Source organism: Streptomyces marokkonensis (genome assembly GCF_039539045.1).
In the GTDB taxonomy this organism is placed as follows: Bacteria; Actinomycetota; Actinomycetes; order Streptomycetales; family Streptomycetaceae; genus Streptomyces; species Streptomyces marokkonensis.
In genome coordinates this window covers 62051-84396 of sequence record NZ_BAABCQ010000004.1, presented here as the reverse complement: position 1 = coordinate 84396, position 22346 = coordinate 62051, and the positions used below count along the sequence as shown (strand labels likewise).

The following is a 22346-nucleotide window of genomic DNA, read 5'->3' as shown; positions in this document are numbered from 1 at the left end:
TCCCCGGCCCTATGCGCGCCTGACCGTGCGCAGGGACTCCCCGGGCTGCCAGACCTGGACGACCAGGCAGGCGTCCTCGACGCAGGTCCGCACGATCTCCGTCAGCTCGGTACGGAAGAGGTGGAACGGCTCCGGCGGTTCCACCTCTTTCACGTAGGCGGCCCGCCTCTCGGGGTCCTCGACCTCGATCGCCCGGCCGCCGATCCGCACGTCGCCACCGCCCATACCGGTGCCGTCGCCAGGATTCGCCTGCAACGCGAACCGCGGGTCACGGCGCAGGTCGAGCGCCTTCAGCGAGCCCGGCATCATGCCGAGCCACAGCTCGCCGCCCAGGAAACGCACCTCCAGCCCGGTGGTGCGGGGCGAGCCGTCCTTGCGCAGGGTGGCGAGCGTGTGGTGGGTGTACGCGCCGAAGCGCGCCTCGACGGTGGCGGCCAGCGCGGGTTCGACGGCGGCGAACTCGGCCCAGTTGGCGTCGGTGCTCGATGTCATACACCCGAGTGTGGACCCCAAACCCGACACCTTCTGTCGGGTATGAAGTCAGCAAATCCGAAACTCCGAAAATCAGAAACTCCGGAGCACGGCCGCCTTGGTCGTGGCGAACTCCGCGTCCGTGAGCACGCCACTGCGATGCAGGTCGCCCAGCTCGCGCAGTCGGCGCAACAGGACGTCGTGATGATCGGCCGGGGTCGGTACGGCTGGTGGTGGTGAGCCCGCCGCGCGCGGCGGGTAGGCCGTGTGCGTGTGCGTACGGGCCGACGGGTGCGGCAGCCGGGCCGTGACCGCCGTGGCGATCAGCGCGGTGAGCAGGTCGCGGCGGGTGCTGCCCCACAGATCCAGCGCGTACGGGTCCTTCTCCGGCAGCAGCGCGGCGAACGCCGTCTCCCGGGTCACGAACCGCAGAAAACCGTCCTTCGCCCCCGAGTTGGGCAGCCACTCGACCTTCGTCAGATCGCCGACGTCGATGATCCGCGGGCCGGTGGCGCGCTTGACGCGATCGGAGGTGTCGGCCCAGTCGATCCGCACCTGGGCGCCGTCGAAGGAGACCGTGCCGTCCGAGGAACGCGCCGAGACCGGCACCGGCGGCCCGGGCAGCAGGTAGGCCTTTGTGGGCTCTCTGGGGATCTGGTCGAGTAGCAGCGCGTGGCGGATCTCCTCGGCGATGTACTCGGCGACCCCGCAGCGGTCGGTCTCCACCGTCAGCCGGTAGGGGTCCGCCGCGTCGGGCAACCGGCCGCCGGTCGCCTGGAGGAGGGGGTCTGCGCCCTCGCGCAGCCGCAGCCGCAGCCGCCCGCGTCTGCGTTCCGGTTCGAGGGCGACGCCCGTGACCGCCTCCAGCGGCACCGAGACCTCTCCGTACGTCTGCCGGAACAGTGACACCGAGCGGTGCCGACCCGGCGTGATCCGGACCGTACTGCCGTCGAACGCCCAGGTCCCGTCGCGCTGGATGATCTCGGCCATAAGGGAATTCTCGCAGTCGGGTCAACATGGCGGTCCGCGTGTCACCCGCGCTGAGCAGAGCGGACCGGGGGCGGCAGGCGCGCAGGGGGTGGTGTACGGCACAATTCGCTTTCGTCCCATGGGACTTACGGGTGCTGCCGCAGGTGGTTCCTTGGTTGTCGTTGCTGGATTTTCGCAGGGCTGCGGGAAGGCGGGCGTCGGTCGTGGCGGTGCAGGAGGCGAGACGCGGGAGCGGCTCGGACAAAGGCGCGTACGAGGCGGCGCACGGGGGCGGCTGCACCTGCGGGGACTGCCCGCACGGCGCCCGTGAGGGGCACCGCCGGGCGGTCGCCGCGTTCCTGCTCAGGCGGGACGAGTTCGCCGCCGGGCAAGGGCTGCCGGCCGCGGTGGCCCACTCGGCGTCCGCCTCCCGGCAGTGGGTCTCGGAGGAGCTGACCCAGTCCGCGGGGCTCGTCGCCGAACGCGGACGCGCCGAGGGCCGGGCGTGGCTCGCGGGCCTGGGACGCCACACGGCGGCCTTGGTATGGGCCGCGGTCGTGCTGCTGCTCCTCGGGCAGTCGTTCACCGCCATCGGGGCCGGCTGGACGGCGGCGCGCACCGCCGGGCTCGCGGCGGCGCTGGTCGTGGCCGGTGCGCTGACGGCGGCGTCGTGGTTCCACCGGGCGCGGGGCGGGGCGCTGGCCCCGGTCATCGGCGAGGACAACCGCCTGTCCACCTCCCGGGCCGTCGCCGCGGTCTGGGTGCTCTTCGTCGCCTACGCGGTGCTCGTGCTGGCCGGGCAGCTGGCGGTGGCCTCGGGCAACGGCCGACGGGACGCGCTGATCTCCGGGCTCGAACTCGCGCGCGGCGCCGGTGCGGTGACCGTGCTCGCGGTGGTGTGCGGGATCGCGGTTCTGGTACGGCGGGTGGTCGGACTGCGGGTGCTGGGACAGCGGCTGCAGAAGGTACGTGCGGACCGGCCGCGCGCGGCCGACCTGCTGACGGACGACGCGGGACGTGGGTCCTTCGCCGACATCCAGTACGTGGTGATCAGCACCGTCGCCCTGGTGTTCGCGGCGGTACGGCTGGCCCGGCGCCCGGAACAACTGCCCGACCTGCCGTGGGGGCTGGCGGTCGTGGTGCTGGTCTCGGCGGCGACCTACCTGGCGGGGAAGTACGCGGAGGGCGGGCGCCCCGTGGTCCTCTCCGTGGTCCGGGCACGGGAGGCCGGTGACCTGGACGCCCCGATTCGCACCGGCGACGACATCGAGATCCGCGGCGCCGGCTTCGTACCACCGGGTGCCCAGGGTGCGGACCGGCTGTCCCGGATGGTCGTCCGCATCGGCGCGGTCAACGTCCACGTGCCCCTGGTCCCCGTGACGGGCGGCTTCAGCAACCCCTCGGACGACCTGTTGACGGTCCCGGTACCGGCGGATGTGGAACCGGGTCGGGTGGACGTCCAGGTGGTCACGAGCGCGGGTGTGGAAACCAACCGGTACGCCATCGACGTGACGGACTGACGCCCCGCCGCGTCCGCAGCCGACGACAGCCTCTCGAAACGGAAGCTTCCGATCGAAACGGAAGCCTCTCGAAACCGAACGGGAAGAAACCTGTCCAAGGAGGATTGAGCGAGGCCTCCGCGTCGTACGTATGGTCTGTTGAGGGGTCTCTGCACGCGCGGGCGAGAGGCGGCTGACAATGGTGACTCACGGTATGCGGACGGATGCGCACACCTCGCATCCGGGCGGCGGTGGGGACTGGCGGGACCACGCCACCCGGTACGCCCTCCTGCCACTACGGATCTTCTTGGGCGTCACCTTCATCTACGCGGGCCTGGACAAACTCACCGACAGCGCCTTCATGAAGGACGCGGGCGCCGGCTCAGTCGGCGACATGATGCGTACCGTCCGCGATTCCTCGGCCCTCCCCTCTCTGGTCGACCTGGCCCTGAAGAACCCCGCCGGCTTCGGCTACGCCATCGCCCTGGGTGAGCTGGCCGTCGGCATCGGAGCTCTGCTGGGTCTGCTGACCCGGCTGGCGGCGCTCGGTGGCGCGCTGATCTCGCTCAGCCTGTGGCTGACCGTCAGCTGGGCCTCCGACCCTTACTACTACGGCAATGATCTCGCCTACTTGATGGCCTGGACCCCGCTCGTCCTGGCGGGCGCTCCGCTGCTGTCCCTGGACGCCGCGCTTCGCTCCCGGCGACGACAGCGGATGGGCGGCGGATACCAGTAGGCTCCGCCGCGTCGACCGGCGGCCGTGCCGGTCCTGTCGGGCGGAGTCGGCGGAGTCGGTGGAGTCGGCGGAGTCGGCGGCCGGAGTGGTCACCGATGGCCGGCTCGGCGCACCCTCCGACGGCTCGGGGTGTCCTCCGAGGGTCCGTCGTGTAAACGCGTGAACTATTGCTGCCGAGTGTTCACGTCCCGCTCATTTGAGCGGCCGTCACCGCGCAGGGTCGGCCCACGGGTGCCGGCCGTCCGAGTCCGAGCACTGTCAGCTGTCACGCCGAGAGGTCCGCCCGGGGCCCACCCTCCTTCGCTGCGCGGAGCGTCCCATGGCGTCGGTGTACGGCCCGGGTGCAGACTCCGACCACTCCCGCGGTGCAGAGCCCGCCCACGACGACGGGGATCACCACGAACCACGGCGTGTCCCAGAGACCGCCCGCGTCGCCCGCGTAGATGACGCCCGCCAGGGTCAGGAAGAAGCCGGCGACCAGTCGGCCGGGCTGGAACCTATGACGTAGCACGGGTCACCTCCGCCTGTCCGACGCCGACCTGGAGGTCGAGGTCGAGCGTGCCGGCGTTCTTGCCGTCCGTGGTGGGGGACAGGGTGACCTCCTTGTGCTTGCCCGGTGCCACGTCCACGTCCTGGTTGTTGTCGCCGGGCAGCTGGATGTCGCCCACGCCCACCTGGACGCTCAGCCGCACGGTCACGTCCTGCGGCACGACGACCCGTATTCGGCCCAGGCTCACGTCGGCCCGGGTGGTCACCGTCTGTCCCTCGGCCAGGTCCAGCCCGGACAGGTCGAGTGTGCCGCTGCCGGCACCGATGTCGTACTGCTCGCGCACACCCGCCACCGTCGTGGGCTCCCAGGTGGTCCGGACCCACTCGGTGCCGACGTCCTTCGGCACGGCCGCCGTCCCGGCGAGCAGACCCGCCGTGATGACCGCCAGGAAGATCGAACCGGCTCCCGTGCGCCCGAGGAAGGCGCTGACCGCGATGCCGACGCCGAAGACGGCGAGCGCGCAGGCCAGGCCGGTCTGCAAACTGGTGCCGAGTGGCTGCTCGTCCCAGGTCAGCCGGGTGCCGAGGAAGCCCGCGAGCAGGGCGAGGAGGAAGACCCAGCCGCCGATTCCGCGAGGTCCGCGCGGCTGCGGGTGCCGCGGTCGCCGGTCGTCGCCGCCGGCGGCGGCGCGGTCGCCGCCCTGGACTCCGCGGCCGATGTTGACGGCCGCCGCGATGTCACGCTCCTCGGAGTCCGGTGGGCCCCACAGATATCCCGTCCCGCCGATGTGAGTGCCGTCCTTGACCATGGGGTCGCGCCACCAGGAGGGCCAGGTGAGCATGATCGGCGGCGCCTGGGCCTCGGGCGGGGCGTCGGCGACGGCCTGGGCGGAGAGGGGGTCGGGGGCGGGGGCTCTCCGCTGCCGGGACCAGTAGCCGGCGCCCGCGAGAAGGAGGGACAGGACGACGCCGAAGCTCAGCACCCCGCCGTTGTTCAGCATGGTCAGGAAGACCCCGCAGCCGACCAGGGCGAACAGCACGGCCGCCAGTGCGTGGCCGTCGACCCGGCCGGTCAGCAGCTTGCGCACCTCGTTCTCGTCATCGTCGTCGTAGGGGACGAAGAGCCAGGCGAAGCCGTAGAAGATGAGGCCGATGCCACCGGTCGCGGAGAGCACCGCGAGGGTGATCCGGAAGATGACCGGATCCATGTCGCACTGCCGTCCGAGGCCCGCGCACACCCCGGCGAGCGTCTTGTGCCGCCGGTCGCGCCGGAACTTGTGGGGCGGACCGGGGACATCGGGGCCTGCGGGGACGCCCGCCCCGGCTGCGGCACCCGCGGCATCCGCGGCGGGCGCGGCATCCTGCGGCCCGGCGCCCCGTGATGGGCGCGGGCCGGGACCGGGTCCCGGACCCGTCGCGGCGTGCTCGTGATCTGTCATGAGTCCATGGTGACGGGCGCGGCGCCGTGACGGCAGTCGGTTCGACCCTGGTCGGACCCTGATATCGGCCCTGACATGACGCCGGGGGAGCGTTCGAAGCACCGGGCGCCCGAAGATCAGGGGAGTCTCGGGGACCGACCCTGATGCTCCGACTCCCACGGTCGTGTGACCATCAGTGTCATGCCGGAAGCCGCAGCAGCACCACTTCTTGAACAGCGGCCGCCGCGCAAGCTCTACCGCAGCAGCGACGGACGCTGGCTCGGTGGCGTGGCGCGGGGGCTCGCCGGGCACCTCGGGCTGCCCGTCATCTGGGTACGGTTCATCTTCGTAGGCCTGTTCATGGCCGACGGTCTCGGCGCGCTGCTGTACGCGGCCTTCTGGTTCTTCGTACCGCTGGGCGTCGGCGGCGTCGACGCCCAGCGGCCGCCGTCCCTCGTCACCTCCGAGACCTCGCCGGACGGCCGCCGCAGACTCGTCACCCGCAAGCCCGACAGGGGCCAGATCGTCGCCCTGCTCCTCATGGTCGTCATCGCCCTGGTCTTCGTGGGGAACGTCGACCTCGGTGGCGGAGCCAAGGCCTACCTCTGGCCGACGGTGCTCGTCGGCGCGGGCGTCGCCCTCGTCTGGCGCCAGGCGGACAACGCCCGCCGGGCCCGCTGGGCCGAGGTGGGGCGCCATCGGCGCACCGTCACCCTGCTGCGCTCCGTGGCCGGCGTCCTGCTGGTGACGGCCGGTGTCACCGGCATCTTCGTCCTGCAGGGGTCCGCCGCCCACCTCGGCTCCGTTCTCCAGGCGGCCCTCGCCGTCCTCGTCGGCATAACGCTCCTCGCCGGCCCCTACCTGGTGCGGATGACGCAGGACCTCTCGGAGGAGCGGCTGATGCGCATCCGGGCGCAGGAGCGCGCCGAGGTCGCCGCCCACGTCCACGACTCGGTGCTGCACACCCTGACGTTGATCCAACGCAACGCGGAGAGCGCGAGCGAGGTGCGCCGCCTCGCCCGGGCCCAGGAGCGCGACCTGCGCGCCTGGCTCTACAAGCCCGAGGGCAACGGCAAGGACGAGGACGACGAGCCCACCACGCTCGCCGAGGCCGTGAAGCGCAATGCCGCGGAGGTGGAGGACAAGCACGGCGTTCCCATCGAGGTCGTGGTCGTCGGCGACTGCCCCCTCGACGAGAGAATCGCCGCACAGATGCAGGCCGGACGCGAGGCGATGGTGAACGCCGCCAAGTACGGTGGCGAGGGCGGCGCCGTTCAGGTCTTCGCCGAAGTCGAGGGCAGGACGGTCTTCGTGTCCGTCCGGGACCGAGGCCCCGGCTTCGACCTCGAATCGATACCCGCCGACCGGATGGGTGTCAGAGAATCGATCGTCGGCCGCATGGAACGCAACGGCGGCACGGCGCGGCTGCGCGCGGTGCCGGACGGCGGCACCGAGGTCGAGCTGGAGATGGAGAGGGCGGAGAAGACGTCATGAGCGACCCGACCGAGGCGAACGGAAACACGGGAGCGGGCGAGGCGGCCCAGCCCGCACAGCCGGCGAACGGCGGCGCGGCGGAGCGTCACGTACGCGTGGTGCTCGTCGACGACCACCGCATGTTCCGCACCGGCGTCCAGGCCGAGATAGGCCAGACCACCGAGACCGGCGTCGAGGTCGTCGGCGAGGCCGCCGACGTCGACCAGGCCGTCACGGTCATCACCGCGACCCGTCCGGAGGTGGTCCTCCTCGACGTACACCTCCCGGGCGGCGGCGGTGTCGAAGTCCTGCGCCGCTGCGCCCCCTTGATGAGTGACGCGGAGCAGCCCGTCCGCTTTCTCGCCCTGTCCGTCTCGGACGCGGCGGAGGACGTGATCGGCGTGATCCGTGGCGGCGCCCGCGGCTACGTGACCAAGACGATCACGGGCACGGACCTGGTGAACTCCGTCTTCCGCGTCCAGGAGGGCGACGCCGTCTTCTCCCCGCGCCTGGCCGGTTTCGTCCTCGACGCGTTCGCCTCCACCGACGCCCCGCCGGTCGACGAGGACATGGACCGACTCACCCAGCGCGAGCGCGAGGTGCTGCGCCTGATCGCCCGCGGTTACGCGTACAAGGAGATCGCCAAGCAGCTGTACATCTCGGTCAAGACGGTCGAGTCCCACGTCTCGGCGGTCCTCCGCAAGCTCCAGCTGTCCAACCGCCACGAGCTGACACGGTGGGCTACGGCGCGGCGGCTGGTGTGAGCACGCGGGGTGGCCGGGCGGAGGGGGTGCGCCGGTAGAGACTCCCCCTGACGTGGCCCCAGCAGCGTGTGATCATGCGTGCATGGCGTCTGGGCGGATCATCTTCCTCAACGGTACCTCCAGTTCGGGAAAGTCGAGCATCGCTCGGGAGCTTCTGGCGATCCTGGACGACGGCGTCTTCTTTCACATGGCGGTCGACACCTTCAACGCGATGCGGAGCAAGCGAGACCTCGGGGCCGACGAGCTCGATGCCGCGTTGCGGCGGACCCGGATGGGCCTTCACCGCTCGATCGCGGCCATGGCCGAGGCGGGCAACGACATCGTGGTCGACCATGTGCTGAGTGAGCCGTGGCGGCTGCTCGACTGTCTGACGTTGTTGCCGGCCGAGGACGTACTGTTCGTCGGTGTGCGTTGCCCGCTGGACGAGTTGACCCGACGCGAGCTCGCCCGGGGTGACCGCCCGTCGGGCCTTGTCGCCCACCAGTACGAGCGTGTGCACAGCCACGGTGACTACGACCTGGAGTGCGACACGGGCACGGCGAGCCCGCGTGAGTGCGCGCAGCGGATCAGGGATTTCCTCCCACACCGCCCCACCCCCACCGCCTTCACCCGGCTCCGCCTGAGACACGTCGGCTCGCCTCCTCGCTGACCCCAGGCACGCGTGACATCTCGAACCACACCTCCTTGCCGATGCCGCAGTCCCTTCCCTCCGCGCCCCAGTCGTCCGTCAGGGCCACCACCAGCGCCAGGCCTCGGCCCGACACGTCGTCCGGGCAGGCCGTGGCGGGTGTCGGGAGTGTGGCGTCGGCGTCCGTCACCGTGACGCGGAGGCGGTCGTCCGTGAGCAGGCAGCGGGCCCGGATCTCGCGGCCGGCCGGGACCCGGGCGTGGCGGTACGCGTTCGTCATCAGCTCGCTCAGGAGAAGCTCCGCCGTGTCCGTCATGTCCTGCGGCAGCTCCCAGGAGGCCGCCTGATCGCGGAACAGCGCGTGTGCCCGGCCCACGCTGCGCGCGTGACGCGGTAGCCGCCACCCGATGTCCTTCGGTGTCGTCGTAGGCAGTGGCGGCCACGGGGTCTGCATGCGCTGTTCATCCCTTGCGTCGATGTTTGGTGGTTGGCGAGATCACCGTCCCGGCTCGCGCGTAGCCTCACGAGTGACGGAGCGGGTACAGCGAGTGCCTGTACCCTGCGTGGCCCGGCGGAGGTACGCGTGTCGACCGAGGTGAACTCCCAGCCACCGATCGCGTGGCGGTACTGCGGCAGCCAGATCAAGATGTGGCGTGCGGGGGCCGGCGTCGGCCGCGATGCGCTGGCCAAGGAAGCCGGTTACGACTACGAGTACGTCAAGTCGATGGAGAACGGCCGCCGTCGGCCCACGCTGCGGCTGTTGCAGATCGCGGATCAGGTGTGCGGGGCCGGCGGGAAGCTGGTTGCCGCGCAGGAGTATCTGAAGCCGGAGCCGTTCCCGACCTTCTCGCAGGACTTCATCCGGTACGAGTCCGAGGCCATCTCGCTCAGCACCTACGAGCCACTGCTCATCCCTGGGCTCCTGCAGACAGAAGATACGGCCCGATCGCTACTTAAAGCTCACTGGCCCCCGCTGGATGACGAGACCGTTGAAGAGCGCGTGACGGCGCGACTCAAGCGCCAAGACCTACTGACGAAGCAGACCAGATCCTTCAGCTTCGTGATCGGCGAGTCTGCGCTGCGCAACAAGGTTGGAGGAGCCGAAGCGCACTCAAGTCAGCTGCGCCACCTGTTGACCGTGTCGCAGCAACGGAATGTCACGGTGCAGGTGCTTCCCGTCGTTGGCGCACATCCTGGCCTCAACGGGCCACTTGTCTTGTTGGAGACCCCGGAGCACGAGCATGTTGGGTATGAGGAGGGACAGACGGCTGGCGTCCTGTATTCGGATCCGAATCGCGTCAGTATCGCCACGCAGCGCCATGCGATGATCCTTCGACTGGCGTTGAGTCTTTCGGAGTCCGCGCCATTCATCGGCAAGGTGGCGGAGGGGCAATGAACAGGGACCTGCGGTGGTTCAAGTCCACGTACAGCGGTACCGAGGGTGGTAACTGCCTCGAAGTAGCCCTCGACTGGCGTAAGTCCGGCCACAGCGACAGCCAGGGTGGCAGCTGCGTCGAAGTCGCCCCATGCCCCCACACCATCCACGTCCGGGACTCGAAGCTCGGGCCCCGGAGCCCCCGGTTTTCCGTCGACGGAGCGGCCTGGGGTGCCTTCGTCGCGTACGCGCGTACCGGCGCTTGAGCTTCGAGGGGCGAGGCTCGGGAGTCGAGCGGCGTTTGTGAGGAATGGTGGTGGGGTTCAACCCACCCACCGCCCACCCTCCCGGCGGCGAAGGGCCGTTCGTCAAGCCGGGGTGACTTTTCGTGATCGGGTTGCGACGCACTGTCGCCACCCTCTAGCGTTCCCGGCAACAAACAACCCCGGTCGGGTGTTACCAGCACCCGCCGGGGTCTCACCTCAAGATCGAAAGCTAAGGAACCGATCTCGTGGCTTACCAAGACTCTAACGCCGCCCTGCCCGCACCCGCGCTCATCCCATGGCCAATCCCGGCTACGGCAAGCGCACCGCCCCGGTCGAGCCCGGCGCCGCCTTCCGGCCCGTCGACTTCTCGCACCTTCCCGCCCGCGAGGCCTACATCGCCGCCTACGTGCACCGGCTGCCGGAGGGCGCCGCGATGGACGTGAAGAGCCTCGCCAAGGCGCTCCCGCTGTACGGACAGCAGGCCGTCCGCAGCGCGCTCAACTTCCTCTCCCGCGCCGGGCATCTGCACCGTGTGCGGGGCCTCGCCGCGAACGGCGACGGCGGCACGCGCTGGGTGTTCCGTACGTTCTGGTCCAGCACCGCGCGGGACAACGCCTGGTGGGCACGCCTCCTGGGTGGTGACGTCACCGTGGACGTCGCGACGCCGGTCGACGGCACGGGTGAGGCCACCCCACCGAGTGAGCCCGCGCCCGCGCCCGTACCTCTCACCCCCGAAACGCACCGCTCCACCGCCTACCGCACCCTCGCCCGGCTCGGGCGGGTCGAACCGCGCCTCGCCCTGTCCGACGCCGACTGCAACGACCTCGCCGACCTGGTCGTCCCCTGGCTGGAACGGGGAGCCAGTTCCGTCTCGCTGATGCAGGCCCTCACCTGCGGCCTGCCCGACGTCGTGCACTCGCCGCGCGGGCTTGTGGGCCGTCGGCTGCGGGACAAGTTGCCGCCCGTGCCGACGCCCGCCACGGGACCGGACTCGACGCCCGGCGTCCCCGAGCCCCGCCTCCTCGGTCGCCTCATGCCGGAGTGCACCGAGTGCGGCGTACCGGGGCGGCCCGCCGCCTTCGACGGTGGGCTGTGCCAGGGATGCCGTACCGTCGCGCCGCGTGGCGACGCCCGGTACGTCGTCGAGAAGGCTCCGCCCGTCGCCGCGTCCCGTGCCGTCGCGCTTGCCCGCGAGGCGGCGCTGGCGGCCCGTGACCGCCGTCGCCAAGCCGTCACTGTCACACCACCCGCGTAGCCCCCGCGAACGGCATCACGTCGAGCGGGGCGACGCGGACCGGGGCCGACGGGTTCGGGGCGTGGATCATGCGGCCGTCGCCGATGTAGATGCCGACGTGACTGATGCCCGAGTAGAAGAAGACCAGGTCCCCCGGACGCAGTTCGGACCGTGAGACACGGCGACCCGCGTCGATCTGGGCGTAGGTCGTGCGGGGCAGGGAGACGCCGGCCGCGCGGTAGGCGGCCTGGATGAGGCCCGAGCAGTCGAAGGCGTCGGGGCCGGTCGCGCCCCACACGTAGGGGCTGCCGATCTTCTGGTGGGCGTAGGCGACGGCCGCCGCCGCACGGGCGTTGGGCGCCTGGGAAGAAGAGGCGGCCGGGGCGTCGCGGTCGGCCTCCGAGGAGCGTGAGGCGCGGTCGTTCGTGCCGTGGGCGAGGCCGGCGCGTTCCTCGGCGGTCAGCCGGGACAGGAGGCGGCGGGCCGTCTCCAGCTTGCCGGTGACGGTCTCGCGGTGGCTTTTCAGTTCGGCCCGGCGGGACGTCAGTGAGGTCACCTCGATACGGGCGGCTCCGCGCAGCTGCTCGATCTCCCGGAGTTCCTTGCGTACCCGGCCGACGGCGGCCGTCTGCCGGCTGCCCACCCGCTCGACGAACGCGGCGTCGGCGAGATACCGGTCGGGGTCGGCGGAGAGTGCGAGTTGCAGGGCCGGGTCGAGGCCGCCGCTGCGGTACTGGGCCGCCGCGACCGAGCCCAGCGCCTCGCGTGCCGAGTTCAGCCGGCCCTCCTTGCGGGCCGCCTCGTCGCGCAGTTCCTCAAGGCGCTGCTCGGCGGCGTCCGCCCTTTCCTTCGCGCCGTTGTACTTCTCGGTGGCGATCTCCGCCTCCCGGTAGAGCTTGTCCACCTTGGCCTTGACCTGTGTAGCGGTGGGCTTCGGGTCGGCGTGCCCGGTCCCGCCGCCCAGGGCCGTGGCGGTGGCCGCGCCCGCGAGGGTGATCGTGACCGCCGTACGGACTCTCCCGCCGCCCATCGCGCGCTGTCGCGGCCTGCGGTGCGTTCCCACCTGCGATCCACGTCCTTCCGTACGGCTCGATTCCGGTTGCCTGCGGGAGGACGCTAGGCGCGCCGGTAACGGCCGGGTGGCGGGATGCGCGGAAGTGGCGGTACTGGATCGACCGGCGACCGTAAGTGAGCAGAGGGTCGATTCACGACTGTCGTCTTCACGCTGAGTGATGACCGATGTGACGGAACGGGGGTAGTTGAGAGGTGTGAGGTGTTACGGGGTGCCTGTGCGTGCCGAGGGAAGTGCGGGCGTCCTCGCGGGCGGGCCGGTGTCGGAGGGTGTCCGGGGCCCTGATTAGGCTCCGGCCTCATGGACGTACTCATCCACATCTTCGTCGGTCTGCACATCATCGGCATCGCGTCGCTCCTCGGAGGCTTCCTGACCCAGATGAAGGCGATGGGCCAGGGCACGGCCCGTTTCGTTCCGGCGATGCTGCACGGCGCGCTGACGATGCTGGTCACCGGCGTCATCCTGATCGGCCTCAACCAGGCCGACGACCAGTCCGTCGACAACGTGAAGATGGGCGTGAAGCTCGCCGTACTGATCGTGATCCTCGGTCTGGTCTACGTGAAGCGCGACGACGAGAAGGTGGAGAAGCCGCTGTTCGGGCTGGTGGGCCTGCTGACCGTGGTGAACATCTTCATCGCCGTGCTGTGGACCTGAGGGCGGCGGTGCCCATGTCCGGGGCCGGGGACCGGAGCCCCGCCCTGGCCTGGGCGACCGCCCCGGTCGCGACCACCAGCCACGCGGCCACCGAGATCCACAGCAGGGCCTGGCCCGGTGCTTCCAGCCACGGGACGTCGATGACGGCGGCGACGGACAGCGTCGCCGCCGCCGTCATGCCGAGCGGGAAGACGGTCGACCAGCGGCGTACGTCGTAACGGATCCGGGGCCACGCGATCTCGGCGGCGAGGAGCGCCGCGTACCAGGCGAGGTCGAGGGCGAGCAGGAAGACGGTCACGTCGTGGAGGACGGCGTAGTCGTCGTCGTTCCACAGGTACATGCCAGTCCCGGCCGCCGCGAGCAGCTTGGCACCCGCGAGCGCCGAGATGGCGAGCGCGCCGCCCGCCACCCAGTGGTCGCCGCTGCCCCGGGCCACCTGCCGCAGATCGAAGCGGAACAGCGCGATCAGGTAGAGCACGATGCCCAGCCAGAAGGGCACCAGCGACGCGTGCGCCAGCCAGGGCGTCGTGGTCGCCGCTGCCAGCGTGGCGCCGAGTACGGCGAGGCCCTCCGTGGCCACGCAGCCCAGGAACACGGCGCCCGGCATCCTGCGCCCCCAGTGCCGTACGACCAGGAGCAGCAGCACCGGCCACAGCAGTGCCGCCAGGGCCAGCAGGGCCGCCGCCAGGAGCGGCCGGTCGAGCAGGGAGAAGCGGGTGCCGAGCACGGTGGTGGCGGCGACGGCGGTCAGCGCGCCCGGCGTCCCCGCCCGCGTCAGCCACTGCGCGCGCTCGACCAGCAGCAGGTAGACGAAGTTCGCCGCCAGCGTCAGCCAGGCGGCGCAGGCCAGGACCAGGGCGATCCGGGACAGGATCTCGTGGCCCGTCAGGTGCAGGGCGACCGACACGATGCCGGTCGCCATCACCGCGGCCCCGGCCGCCGGCGGGCGCTGCGCCCACCAGGCGCGCAGCGGGTAGGGGGAGGTGGGAGAGGTGCCGGATGACATGTGCCCGATGCTAGAGAGCGGCGGGGGTCAGGCCGGGCGCACCACGCTGTGGATCGACGACTCGCCGTCGTAGAAGACCGACTCCTCGCGGACGTACGCGCCCGGCTTCGGCGCGTGGATCATCATGCCGTCGCCGATGTAGAGGCCGACGTGGGTCACGTCGTCGTAGAAGAAGACCAGGTCACCGGGTTGGGCCTGGGAGATCGGGACCGTCGTGCCGGTCTCGACCTGGTCGTAGGTCGTGCGCGGCAGGGTCACGCCCGCGGCCTTCCAGGCGGCCTGGGTGAGGCCCGAGCAGTCGTAGGAGCCGGGGCCCGTGGCGCCCCAGACGTACGGCTTGCCGATCTGGGCGCGGGCGAAGGCGAGCGCCTTCTCGGCCTTGGTGCCGTACGAGGAGTCCGGGGTGGAGGAGTCCGATGCGGTGGACCCGGACGATCCGGTACCGGTCTCGCCGGAGGAACCCGTGGAACCGGAACCGGAACCGGAAGCACTCTCCTGCTGGGCGGCCTCCTGCTGGGCCGCCTGTTCCCGTTCCTGCCGTTCCCGTTCCTGCCGTTTCCGCTCCTCGGCCTGCTGCTTCGCCAGTTCCGCGGCCTTGCGGTCGGCCTCCTCCTGCTTCTTCTTCTCGATCGCCGCGAGCCGGGCCTTCTCCTCGGCGGTCAGCCTCGACAGCAGTTCGCGCGCGGTGGCCAGCTTCTCCTGGACGGTGCTCTTGGCGGTCTTCAGGTCGTTCTGCGACTCGGTGAGCGTCTCGAGGCTCTGGGTGGCCTCCCGGCGCTTCTCCATGGTCTCGGACTGCTGTGTGACGTAGTCGTCGACCGCGGTCTTCTGGCGGCCGGTGAGGCGGCTCATCAGCTGGTTCTGGTCGAAGTAGTCCTGCGGCGAGTCCGCGAGCAGGAAGGTCGCGGTCTCCGGGACCGCGGCGCCCGTGCGGTACTGGGCAGAGGCGAAGGTCCCCAGCTCCTCGCGCGCCTCGTTGAGCTTCTGGGTGCGCCGGGCGACGTCGTCGAGGAGGGTGTCGACCTGCTTGCGCTGCTTGGAGGTCTTCTCCCTGGCCGCGTTGTACTTCTCGGTCGCCGAACCGGCCTGGCGGTAGAGTTCGTCGACCTTCTTCTCGACCTCTTCGAGGCTCGGCCTGTCGTCGTCCGTCGGCGCGGCGGTGGCCGTCTGGGACAGCAGGGCGACGGAGGTGAGGGCGGCGGTGGCCAGGACGGGGGCCCGTATGCCCGCGACGCGGGTACCCGTGGGACGCGACTTGCGGTGCGACGCCAAGGAGGCGACTCCTTCCAGGCTCCGCCTACCGGGTTGGCGGTGGGGGTCCCCCCGGCCTTTCGGGCTCTGGGGGAGGTTCGGGCGGTATTGCTCGGAAGGGTCGCCCTACGGCGGCCCGCCCCGTCGAGGGCGGTGGGCCGATTCATCCCAGAGGTTCTCGGTGGGTCCCCGGCTCCGGGCGCCGTGCGGGCACACCGGACTCGGCGGAGGCCGCGCGGCCCGGCGGGGTTCGCCGGAGGGAGGCGTGCGGCCTGCCCGCACCGTAGCCAACTCGTGTGGCGGCTGTGAAGGTTGGCGGGTGATATGCCCGATACATTTTCGTGACCTTCGGTTCGGGGTCACTCTTCGTGTCCCGGGCTGTCGCAGGGCGTGCCCGGTGGCCGAATGCCGGGCATTTTCCGGGGTGGCGGTGGGTTGTCGGTGGGGCGCCCTAGACTCGGAGAGCGATGAGCAGCCTCTTTGACGAAAGCTTCCTGGCGAGCCTCCAGACCCCCCGGGGTCACGAGGAGGAACCCCCGCCGCCACCCGAGGACGATCACGGACCGGAGCCGGTTCCGCATGATCTGTTCGGCGGGAAGTTCGACGTGCCGCCGGACCGGGACACCCACTACCGCGACGGCGCCCCACGCCCCGCGCTGGACGCCGCCGCGCTCCTGGAGGGGCTGAACGAGAACCAGCGCGCGGCCGTGGTGCACTCCGGCTCTCCGCTGCTCATCGTGGCCGGTGCCGGCTCCGGCAAGACCCGCGTGCTCACCCACCGCATCGCCCACCTGCTGGCCGAGCGGAGTGTCCACCCGGGCCAGATCCTCGCCATCACCTTCACGAACAAGGCCGCGGGCGAGATGAAGGAGCGCGTCGAGCAGCTCGTCGGCCCGCGCGCGAACGCGATGTGGGTGATGACCTTCCACAGCGCGTGCGTCCGCATCCTGCGCCGGGAGTCGAAGAGGCTGGGCTTCACGTCGTCCTTCTCGATCTACGACGCCGCCGACTCCAAGCGCCTGATGGCACTCGTCTGCCGCGACCTGGACCTGGATCCCAAGCGCTTCCCGCCCAAGTCCTTCAGCGCGAAGATCAGCAATCTCAAGAACGAGCTGATCGACGAGGAGGACTTCGCCGCCCGGGCCGCCGACGGCTTCGAGAAGACCGTCGCCCAGGCCTACGCCATGTACCAGTCGCGCCTGCGCGAGGCCAACGCCCTCGACTTCGACGACCTCATCATGACGACGGTCAATCTGCTCCGCGCCTTCCCGGACGTCGCCGAGCACTACCACCGCCGCTTCCGGCACGTCCTGGTCGACGAGTACCAGGACACCAACCACGCCCAGTACTCCCTGGTCCGTGAGCTCGTCGGCACGTCCGAGCACCCCGTCGACGTGCCGCCCGAGGTCGACGTGCCGCCCGCCGAGCTGTGCGTGGTGGGCGACGCCGACCAGTCGATCTACGCCTTCCGCGGCGCCACCATCCGCAACATCCTCCAGTTCGAGGAGGACTACCCGGACGCGACGACGATCCTCCTCGAGCAGAACTACCGCTCCACCCAGACGATCCTCACCGCCGCCAACGCGGTCATCGAGCGCAACGAGTCCCGCCGCCCCAAGAACCTGTGGACCAACCAGGGTGCCGGCTCGCAGATCACCGGGTACGTCGCCGACACCGAGCACGACGAGGCCCAGTTCGTCGCCGACGAGATAGACCGCCTCACGGACGCGGGCGAGGCGAAGGCCGGAGACGTCGCCGTCTTCTACCGGACCAACGCGCAGTCCCGTGTCTTCGAAGAGGTCTTCATCCGCGTCGGCCTGCCCTACAAGGTCGTCGGCGGCGTCCGCTTCTACGAGCGCAAGGAGGTCCGGGACGTCCTGGCCTACCTGCGGGTGCTGGCCAACCCCGAGGACTCGGTGCCGATGCGCCGCATCCTCAACGTCCCCAAGCGCGGCATCGGCGACCGCGCCGAAGCCATGATCGACGCCCTCTCCCAGCGCGAGAAGATCAGCTTCGCGCAGGCGCTCAGGCGGGTCGACGAGGCGTACGGCATGGCCGCGCGCTCGGCGAACGCGGTCAAGCGGTTCAACACGCTCATGGAGGACCTCCGTACGATCGTCGAGTCCGGAGCCGGACCGGCCACCGTGCTGGAGGCGATCCTCGAACGCACCGGCTACCTGGCCGAGTTGCAGGCCTCCACCGACCCGCAGGACGAGACCCGCATCGAGAACCTCCAGGAACTCGCGGCCGTCGCCCTGGAGTTCGAGCAGGAGCGGGCCGAGAGCGAGGAGGCCGGGACCCTGGCCGACTTTCTGGAGAAGGTCGCCCTGGTCGCCGACTCCGACCAGATCCCGGACGAGGAGGACGGCGACGGCGTCGTCACCCTGATGACCCTGCACACCGCCAAGGGCCTGGAGTTCCCGATCGTCTTCCTCACCGGCATGGAGGACGGCGTCTTCCCGCACATGCGCGCCCTCGGCCAGGCCAAGGAGCTGGAAGAGGAACGGCGCCTGGCGTACGTCGGCATCACGCGCGCCCGTGAACGGCTCTACCTGACCCGGTCGACGCTGCGCAGCGCCTGGGGGCAGCCGTCGTACAACCCGCCCTCCCGCTTCCTCGAGGAGATCCCGGCACCCCACCTGGAGTGGAAGCGGACGGGGGCGAACGGGCCCGCGCCCTCCGCACCGGTCTCGGGTGTGGCGGCCTCGCTGTCGTCGTCCCGCTCCCGCTCCTCGGTGTCGGGCGCGTCCGGCTTCGCCACGCGCCGGTCCGCCTCCGCCTCTGCTGAGCAGTCGACGGTTTCGGTGGCCGTCGGCGACCGCGTCACGCACGACCAGTTCGGGCTCGGCACGGTGGTCGCGGTCAAGGGCACGGGGTCGAACGCCGAGGCGACGATCGACTTCGGGGACACCAAGCCGAAGCGGCTGCTGCTGCGGTACGCGCCGGTGGAGAAGCTCTGACCTGCGGGAGCTGAGGGTGTTGCGTGTTGCGTGTTGCTCGGTGGCGCGGGTGGTGGGGTTGGCGGGGTTGGCGGTGCGGGTGCTTCGAGCGCCCGCACGTCGGCCGGGCTCCGCGCGCGGGCCCGGTCTGCTGAGACGTTACGGCGTCACGACGGGTTGAGGCCGTGGCTGCGCAGCCACGCGAGCGGGTCGATCGCCGCACCGCCCGATGGCCGGACCTCGAAGTGCAGGTGCGGGCCGGTCGAGTTGCCCGAGTTGCCGGAGAACGCGATCGCGTCGCCGGCCTTCACCGTCGTACCGGAGGGGACCTGATAGGTGGAGAGGTGGCAATACCACGTCTCCGTGCCGTCCTTCGCGGTCACGATCATCATGTTCCCGTACGCGCTGTTGTACTGCGTGCGGACCGTGCCGTCGGTCGCGGCCATCACCGACGTGCCGTACGAGACGGGGAAGTCGATCCCGCTGTGCATGGACATCCAGTTGATGCCGGCCTGGCCGTAGTACGCGCTGAGGCCGTGCTGTGCGACCGGGAGCGCGAACTTGGGACGCAGTCGCTCCTTGCGGGCCGCCTCCACCGCCGCTCGCTTCTTCTCGGCCGCCTGCTGGGCCTTGAGGTCGATACGCTCCTGGGTCCGGCTGGCCCGGTCGGCGAAGTCGTCGGCCCCGGCGGCAAGGCTCGTGAGTTGGGTGTCCAGCTTGTTGTTGGCGGCGGAAGGCTTCACCGGAGCCGCTTTCGCGTTGCCCGCCGCTCCCGAGTCGGCGGTGTCCGCCGCGGACGCCCTGGTCTCCTTGCCGTCGTCGCCGGTCAGGTTGCCCACGGAGGCCGCGGCGATGCCGGCGACGCTCATCACGCAGGCCGACGGTACGGCGATGGTCAGCAGCGCCGAGCGTTTGGCGGGCTGGCGGCGGCGGGAACGCGCCCCACTACGGGAGGAGGTGCGCGCGGCCGGGACCCGGGCGGCCGGGTCGACCTCTTCCTGGCCCTCCAGGAGAGCGGTCACCGTGGGGAGTTCACCGGTGACGGCCAGGTCGTCGTCGCGCGAAGCGGCTTCCTCGGCGGCCGGGGGGGTGTCCGGCGTGAGGCTCTGCGGCGTTCCCGTCTCCTCCGGCGTTTTCGCCGGAGTGCTGTCCGAGTTCCACTGTGTGGCGTCGTAGGCGCCGGTGTCGACGGTGCCGCTGCCGAATGCGCCGGTTGCGAGGGCAGCGGTTTCGAAGGCGCCGGTGCCGAAGGTACCCGTCGCGAAGGTGCTGGTCGCGAGTGTGCCGGTTTCGAAGGTCTGCGTGCCCCAGTCCCACTGCTGGGTTCCCTCGGCAGGCTCGCCGGGCAGGTCCGGCTGGGCCCAGGCGCCGGTGTCCCACTGCCCGGTGGCCTCGGCGCTCGTGGCCTGCGGCGGCACGGAGGCGGACTGCGGGTAGTCGGCCGTCCACGTGGTCGTGTCGTAGGCACCGGTGTCGTAGGCGGCGTGGTGCTGGGCCGCGTACGCGTCGTAGTTCAGGGTCTGCCCGCTGCCGGTGGACCACTGGGTGGCGTCGTACGTACCCGTGGCGTCGTAAGCGCCCCTGGTGTCGTACGAGTCCGTGGCGTCGTAGGTCCCGGTCCCGGTGTCCTGGCCCGGGAGGCAGCCGAAGAGGGGGTCGGCGGCGAAGGTCGGCGTGGTGGCGTCGCCGGTGGAGAAACCGGTGGTGTCGTATGCGCCGTACGTGGTGAGGTCGCCGTACTGGGCCGCCCCTGTGCCGTACGACGCGTACTGCGCCGGATCGGCATCGGAAGCCGAGGCCGGGGTGGTCGTGGTCCCCGACGGGTGACGGTCGTTCACCAACTTCTCTTTCGCCTCGACAACAGGGGCTGCCAGAGCAGTGCGGCGACTGTACCCGGCGGTATACGGGCACGACAATCTTCGGCAGGTTTCACGCGTGAAGGAAACGGGCAATCGGCCGTGTTTTGGGGGACGGCGGGCACGAGTTTGGCTTTGTGTTCGATGTTTGTTCGATGGCGAATGGGTTGCGTCGGCCGGGATTTTGGAACCGCGGTCAGGGTTTTCGGCGTCTTCCCAGAACTCGGGCGACCGTCAGGCGACCGTCAGACCGCCGGCTCGCTTGCCGGTTTCCGTGCCCGCTTCCGCCTCCACGGTGTCGAGCGCCTGTCGAATCCCGGTGGCCACGGCGGGATGTACCGGGAGGGCGAGGTGGCCGATGCCGCTCACCCTGACGTTCTGCACCGTCAGGTCGGGATGGTCGAGGCAGGCGGTCTCCAGCGGGTCCATCACGCGGTCCAGGTCGCTCCAGAAGCTGACGAACTGCGTACGGCAACCGGGTGACGGCCGGGTGAGTTCCTCGAGCACCGCTGACCCGGGGCGCATCTGGCGCACGATCGGGTGCGCGTTCGCCAGGGGGATCACGCGGGTGCCGGTGTGCGGGGTGCCGAGCGTCACGAGCGTCCGGACGCGGAGGTCCCCGGCGAGGCGCTGCACGTAGTACCGCGCGATCAGCCCACCGAGGCTGTGTCCGACGATGTCGACCCGGTCACTGCCCGTCCGCTCGCAGATCTCCTCCACGTGCCGGCCGAGCAGCTCGGCAGCGGTGCGGATGTCGCAGGTCAGCGGGGAGTAGTTCAGTGACTCGATCTGGTGCCTGCCGTGCTGGGCCAGGCTGCGACGCAGCAGCAGGAAGACCGAGCGGTTGTCGATGAAGCCGTGCAGCAGGACGACCGGGGGGCTGGTGCGGGCCGGGAGCCGTGGAATGGGAGGGGAGGGCTGCGGCTCCTGGGAGCCGGTCAGCGGGAGGGCGGGCACGGGGCGGCGCTCCTGGATGATCCCCGAGGGGTAGAGGAGCACGTGCCCGGCGAGAATCGCGACCTCCAGGGCGCTCGCCTTCAGGAGGGTCAGGGAGAGCCCGGTCAGCCGGCCCGGAAGCCCCGCCAGTTCCGGTAGTCCTGGCAGCCCCGGTAGTCCTGGCAGCCCCGGCAGGCCGGGCAGTAGGCGCTGGAAGAGCGGGAGAAGGGGCAATGCTGCCGTGGTGACCTTCATGGGCCGACCTCCTGTCGCGGCACGCGCAGGGACGCCTCTGTCCCCCGTGTGCCCTCGTGGAGAGCCGTGACACCAGTGATTGGTGATGTTTGTGAGGTTTGCCCGTTCGGGCGTGCCGATGTGCGGCGGCGGCGCCCTGGGAGCTCTGTGGTGTCGTGAAACGGCGACGAGGCCCGCTGCGGTCCTGCCCTGCCTTCGCTGCGGCTCTCCGTGCGCGTGTTGCCGCCGCGCCCTGGAACGGTGCGTGGCGAACTTGTCCCACCGTGTGATTTCCCCCTCTGTATCCACCGCGAAACTGCCGCTTGCGGGATGCTGGCTATAACGTTCGTTCACCTCACCGGATGGTGCGGTGCGGGGCGTCTGTGCCGCGAAGGTGTGTGCTTTGCATTCTTCGTGCACCATGTGCGTCTTACTGGGCGCTGTGCTCCTGTGTGCGGCGTCGGCGAAGTGTGCGGTACTTGTCGGTACGGATGGATGTAGTCGCTTCATGGAGGCAGTGATGGGTGTGGCAGCCGGTCCGATCCGCGTGGTGGTGGCCAAGCCGGGGCTCGACGGCCACGATCGCGGGGCCAAGGTGATCGCGCGGGCGTTGCGTGACGCCGGTATGGAGGTCATCTACACCGGGCTCCACCAGACACCCGAGCAGATCGTGGGCACCGCGATCCAGGAGGACGCCGACGCGATCGGCCTGTCCATCCTCTCCGGTGCGCACAACACGCTCTTCGCCGCCGTGATCGAACTGCTCCGGGAGCGGGACGCGGCGGACATCCTGGTCTTCGGCGGCGGGATCATCCCCGAGGCGGACATCGCCCCGCTGAAGGAGAAGGGTGTCGCGGAGATCTTCACGCCCGGGGCGACGACGGCGTCGATCGTGGACTGGGTACGGGCGAACGTGCGGGAGCCCGCGGGAGCCTGAGGGCTGTCCTCCGGTTCACGCCGCAGAAGCGGGTCCGGCACGCACGAGGGACTTCCCGCGCGTCGGCTCAGCCCTCCGCCTCGCCTCCGCCCTCCGTCCTCCGCCCGTAGGAAGTCGGCTGGGCCGCCCGTGAGTAGTT

21 protein-coding genes are annotated in these 22346 nt (G+C 70.7%); 11 read left to right on the top strand and 10 right to left on the bottom strand.

What is annotated here, in order from left to right; translation table 11 throughout:
• Nucleotides 1-9: 9 nt before the first annotated feature.
• Entirely contained in the window at nt 10-492 is a 483-nt protein-coding gene (locus ABEA26_RS01910) for a pyridoxamine 5'-phosphate oxidase family protein (protein WP_345588535.1), read from the bottom strand.
• A 72-nt stretch (nt 493-564) separates the two neighbouring features.
• On the bottom strand, nt 565-1461 hold the full coding sequence (locus ABEA26_RS01905) for a DUF4429 domain-containing protein (protein WP_345588534.1): 897 nt from the start codon (nt 1459-1461) through the stop codon (nt 565-567).
• 203 nt (nt 1462-1664) lie between these two features.
• On the opposite strand from ABEA26_RS01905, the gene ABEA26_RS01900 reads away from it, so the two are divergent.
• Nucleotides 1665-2960 carry a hypothetical protein gene (locus tag ABEA26_RS01900; protein ID WP_345588532.1) on the top strand — a complete coding sequence of 432 codons (1296 nt, stop codon included), beginning with the start codon at nt 1665-1667 and terminating at the stop codon, nt 2958-2960.
• Nucleotides 2961-3153: 193 nt separating this feature from the next.
• The gene (locus tag ABEA26_RS01895; RefSeq protein ID WP_345588530.1) at nt 3154-3675 is read left to right on the top strand and encodes a DoxX family protein; all 522 of its coding nucleotides are present in this window, start codon (nt 3154-3156) and stop codon (nt 3673-3675) included.
• Between the two features lie 265 nt (nt 3676-3940).
• Here the strand turns inward: ABEA26_RS01895 and ABEA26_RS01890 are convergent, their stop codons facing one another.
• Both ABEA26_RS01890 and ABEA26_RS01885 read right to left on the bottom strand, forming a co-directional pair.
• Entirely contained in the window at nt 3941-4186 is a 246-nt protein-coding gene (locus ABEA26_RS01890) for a hypothetical protein (protein ID WP_345588528.1), read from the bottom strand.
• The gene (locus ABEA26_RS01885; protein WP_345588526.1) at nt 4173-5603 is read right to left on the bottom strand and encodes a PspC domain-containing protein; all 1431 of its coding nucleotides are present in this window, start codon (nt 5601-5603) and stop codon (nt 4173-4175) included. The genes ABEA26_RS01890 and ABEA26_RS01885 overlap by 14 nt, the downstream gene beginning before the upstream one ends.
• Nucleotides 5604-5783: 180 nt before the next feature.
• Here ABEA26_RS01885 and ABEA26_RS01880 point away from each other — a divergent pair, with 180 nt between their 5' ends.
• The 3 genes from ABEA26_RS01880 (at nt 5784) to ABEA26_RS01870 (ending at nt 8468) form a co-directional block, all read left to right on the top strand.
• The gene (locus ABEA26_RS01880) at nt 5784-7076 is read left to right on the top strand and encodes an ATP-binding protein (protein ID WP_345588524.1); all 1293 of its coding nucleotides are present in this window, start codon (nt 5784-5786) and stop codon (nt 7074-7076) included.
• On the top strand, nt 7073-7819 hold the full coding sequence (locus tag ABEA26_RS01875) for a LuxR C-terminal-related transcriptional regulator (protein ID WP_345588523.1): 747 nt from the start codon (nt 7073-7075) through the stop codon (nt 7817-7819). The genes ABEA26_RS01880 and ABEA26_RS01875 overlap by 4 nt, the downstream gene beginning before the upstream one ends.
• An 82-nt stretch (nt 7820-7901) precedes the next feature.
• Nucleotides 7902-8468: a chloramphenicol phosphotransferase CPT family protein gene (locus tag ABEA26_RS01870; protein WP_345588522.1), complete on the top strand. Its 567-nt coding sequence runs from the start codon at nt 7902-7904 to the stop codon at nt 8466-8468.
• Here the strand turns inward: ABEA26_RS01870 and ABEA26_RS01865 are convergent.
• Nucleotides 8425-8901 carry an ATP-binding protein gene (locus ABEA26_RS01865; protein ID WP_345588520.1) on the bottom strand — a complete coding sequence of 159 codons (477 nt, stop codon included), beginning with the start codon at nt 8899-8901 and terminating at the stop codon, nt 8425-8427. The genes ABEA26_RS01870 and ABEA26_RS01865 overlap by 44 nt on opposite strands.
• 129 nt (nt 8902-9030) lie before the next feature.
• Here ABEA26_RS01865 and ABEA26_RS01860 point away from each other — a divergent pair, with 129 nt between their 5' ends.
• The 3 genes from ABEA26_RS01860 to ABEA26_RS01850 all read left to right on the top strand — a co-directional run bounded on the left by ABEA26_RS01860 (nt 9031) and on the right by ABEA26_RS01850 (nt 11343).
• Nucleotides 9031-9843, top strand: a complete 813-nt coding sequence (locus ABEA26_RS01860; protein ID WP_345588518.1) for a helix-turn-helix domain-containing protein — start codon at nt 9031-9033, stop codon at nt 9841-9843.
• The gene (locus tag ABEA26_RS01855; protein ID WP_345588517.1) at nt 9840-10088 is read left to right on the top strand and encodes a DUF397 domain-containing protein; all 249 of its coding nucleotides are present in this window, start codon (nt 9840-9842) and stop codon (nt 10086-10088) included. Before ABEA26_RS01860 ends, ABEA26_RS01855 begins: the two co-directional genes overlap by 4 nt.
• A 295-nt stretch (nt 10089-10383) precedes the next feature.
• On the top strand, nt 10384-11343 hold the full coding sequence (locus ABEA26_RS01850; protein ID WP_345588515.1) for a MarR family transcriptional regulator: 960 nt from the start codon (nt 10384-10386) through the stop codon (nt 11341-11343).
• Here ABEA26_RS01850 and ABEA26_RS01845 read toward each other — a convergent pair.
• Entirely contained in the window at nt 11327-12385 is a 1059-nt protein-coding gene (locus ABEA26_RS01845; RefSeq protein ID WP_345588513.1) for a C40 family peptidase, read from the bottom strand. The genes ABEA26_RS01850 and ABEA26_RS01845 overlap by 17 nt on opposite strands.
• A 309-nt stretch (nt 12386-12694) precedes the next feature.
• Between ABEA26_RS01845 and ABEA26_RS01840 the strand changes: the two genes are divergently transcribed.
• Nucleotides 12695-13048 (top strand): hypothetical protein, encoded by a 354-nt coding sequence (locus tag ABEA26_RS01840; protein ID WP_345588511.1) that lies wholly within the window; start codon nt 12695-12697, stop codon nt 13046-13048.
• Here ABEA26_RS01840 and ABEA26_RS01835 read toward each other — a convergent pair.
• A complete protein-coding gene (locus ABEA26_RS01835; protein ID WP_345588509.1) occupies nt 13026-14054 on the bottom strand; it encodes a tellurite resistance/C4-dicarboxylate transporter family protein in 1029 nt (342 codons plus the stop codon). The two genes, ABEA26_RS01840 and ABEA26_RS01835, sit on opposite strands and share 23 nt — an antisense overlap.
• A gap of 27 nt (nt 14055-14081) precedes the next feature.
• Nucleotides 14082-15326 (bottom strand): C40 family peptidase, encoded by a 1245-nt coding sequence (locus ABEA26_RS01830; protein WP_345588507.1) that lies wholly within the window; start codon nt 15324-15326, stop codon nt 14082-14084.
• A gap of 446 nt (nt 15327-15772) precedes the next feature.
• Here ABEA26_RS01830 and pcrA point away from each other — a divergent pair, with 446 nt between their 5' ends.
• Nucleotides 15773-18265, top strand: a complete 2493-nt coding sequence (pcrA, locus tag ABEA26_RS01825; protein WP_345588505.1) for a DNA helicase PcrA — start codon at nt 15773-15775, stop codon at nt 18263-18265.
• A 146-nt stretch (nt 18266-18411) separates the two neighbouring features.
• Here the strand turns inward: pcrA and ABEA26_RS01820 are convergent, their stop codons facing one another.
• The gene (locus ABEA26_RS01820; RefSeq protein WP_345588503.1) at nt 18412-20082 is read right to left on the bottom strand and encodes a M23 family metallopeptidase; all 1671 of its coding nucleotides are present in this window, start codon (nt 20080-20082) and stop codon (nt 18412-18414) included.
• A 252-nt stretch (nt 20083-20334) separates the two neighbouring features.
• The gene (locus tag ABEA26_RS01815) at nt 20335-21291 is read right to left on the bottom strand and encodes an esterase/lipase family protein (protein WP_345588501.1); all 957 of its coding nucleotides are present in this window, start codon (nt 21289-21291) and stop codon (nt 20335-20337) included.
• Between the two features lie 499 nt (nt 21292-21790).
• Between ABEA26_RS01815 and icmB the strand changes: the two genes are divergently transcribed.
• Nucleotides 21791-22207: a coenzyme B12-dependent isobutyryl CoA mutase small subunit gene (gene icmB, locus ABEA26_RS01810; RefSeq protein ID WP_345588500.1), complete on the top strand. Its 417-nt coding sequence runs from the start codon at nt 21791-21793 to the stop codon at nt 22205-22207.
• Nucleotides 22208-22346: the final 139 nt, after the last annotated feature.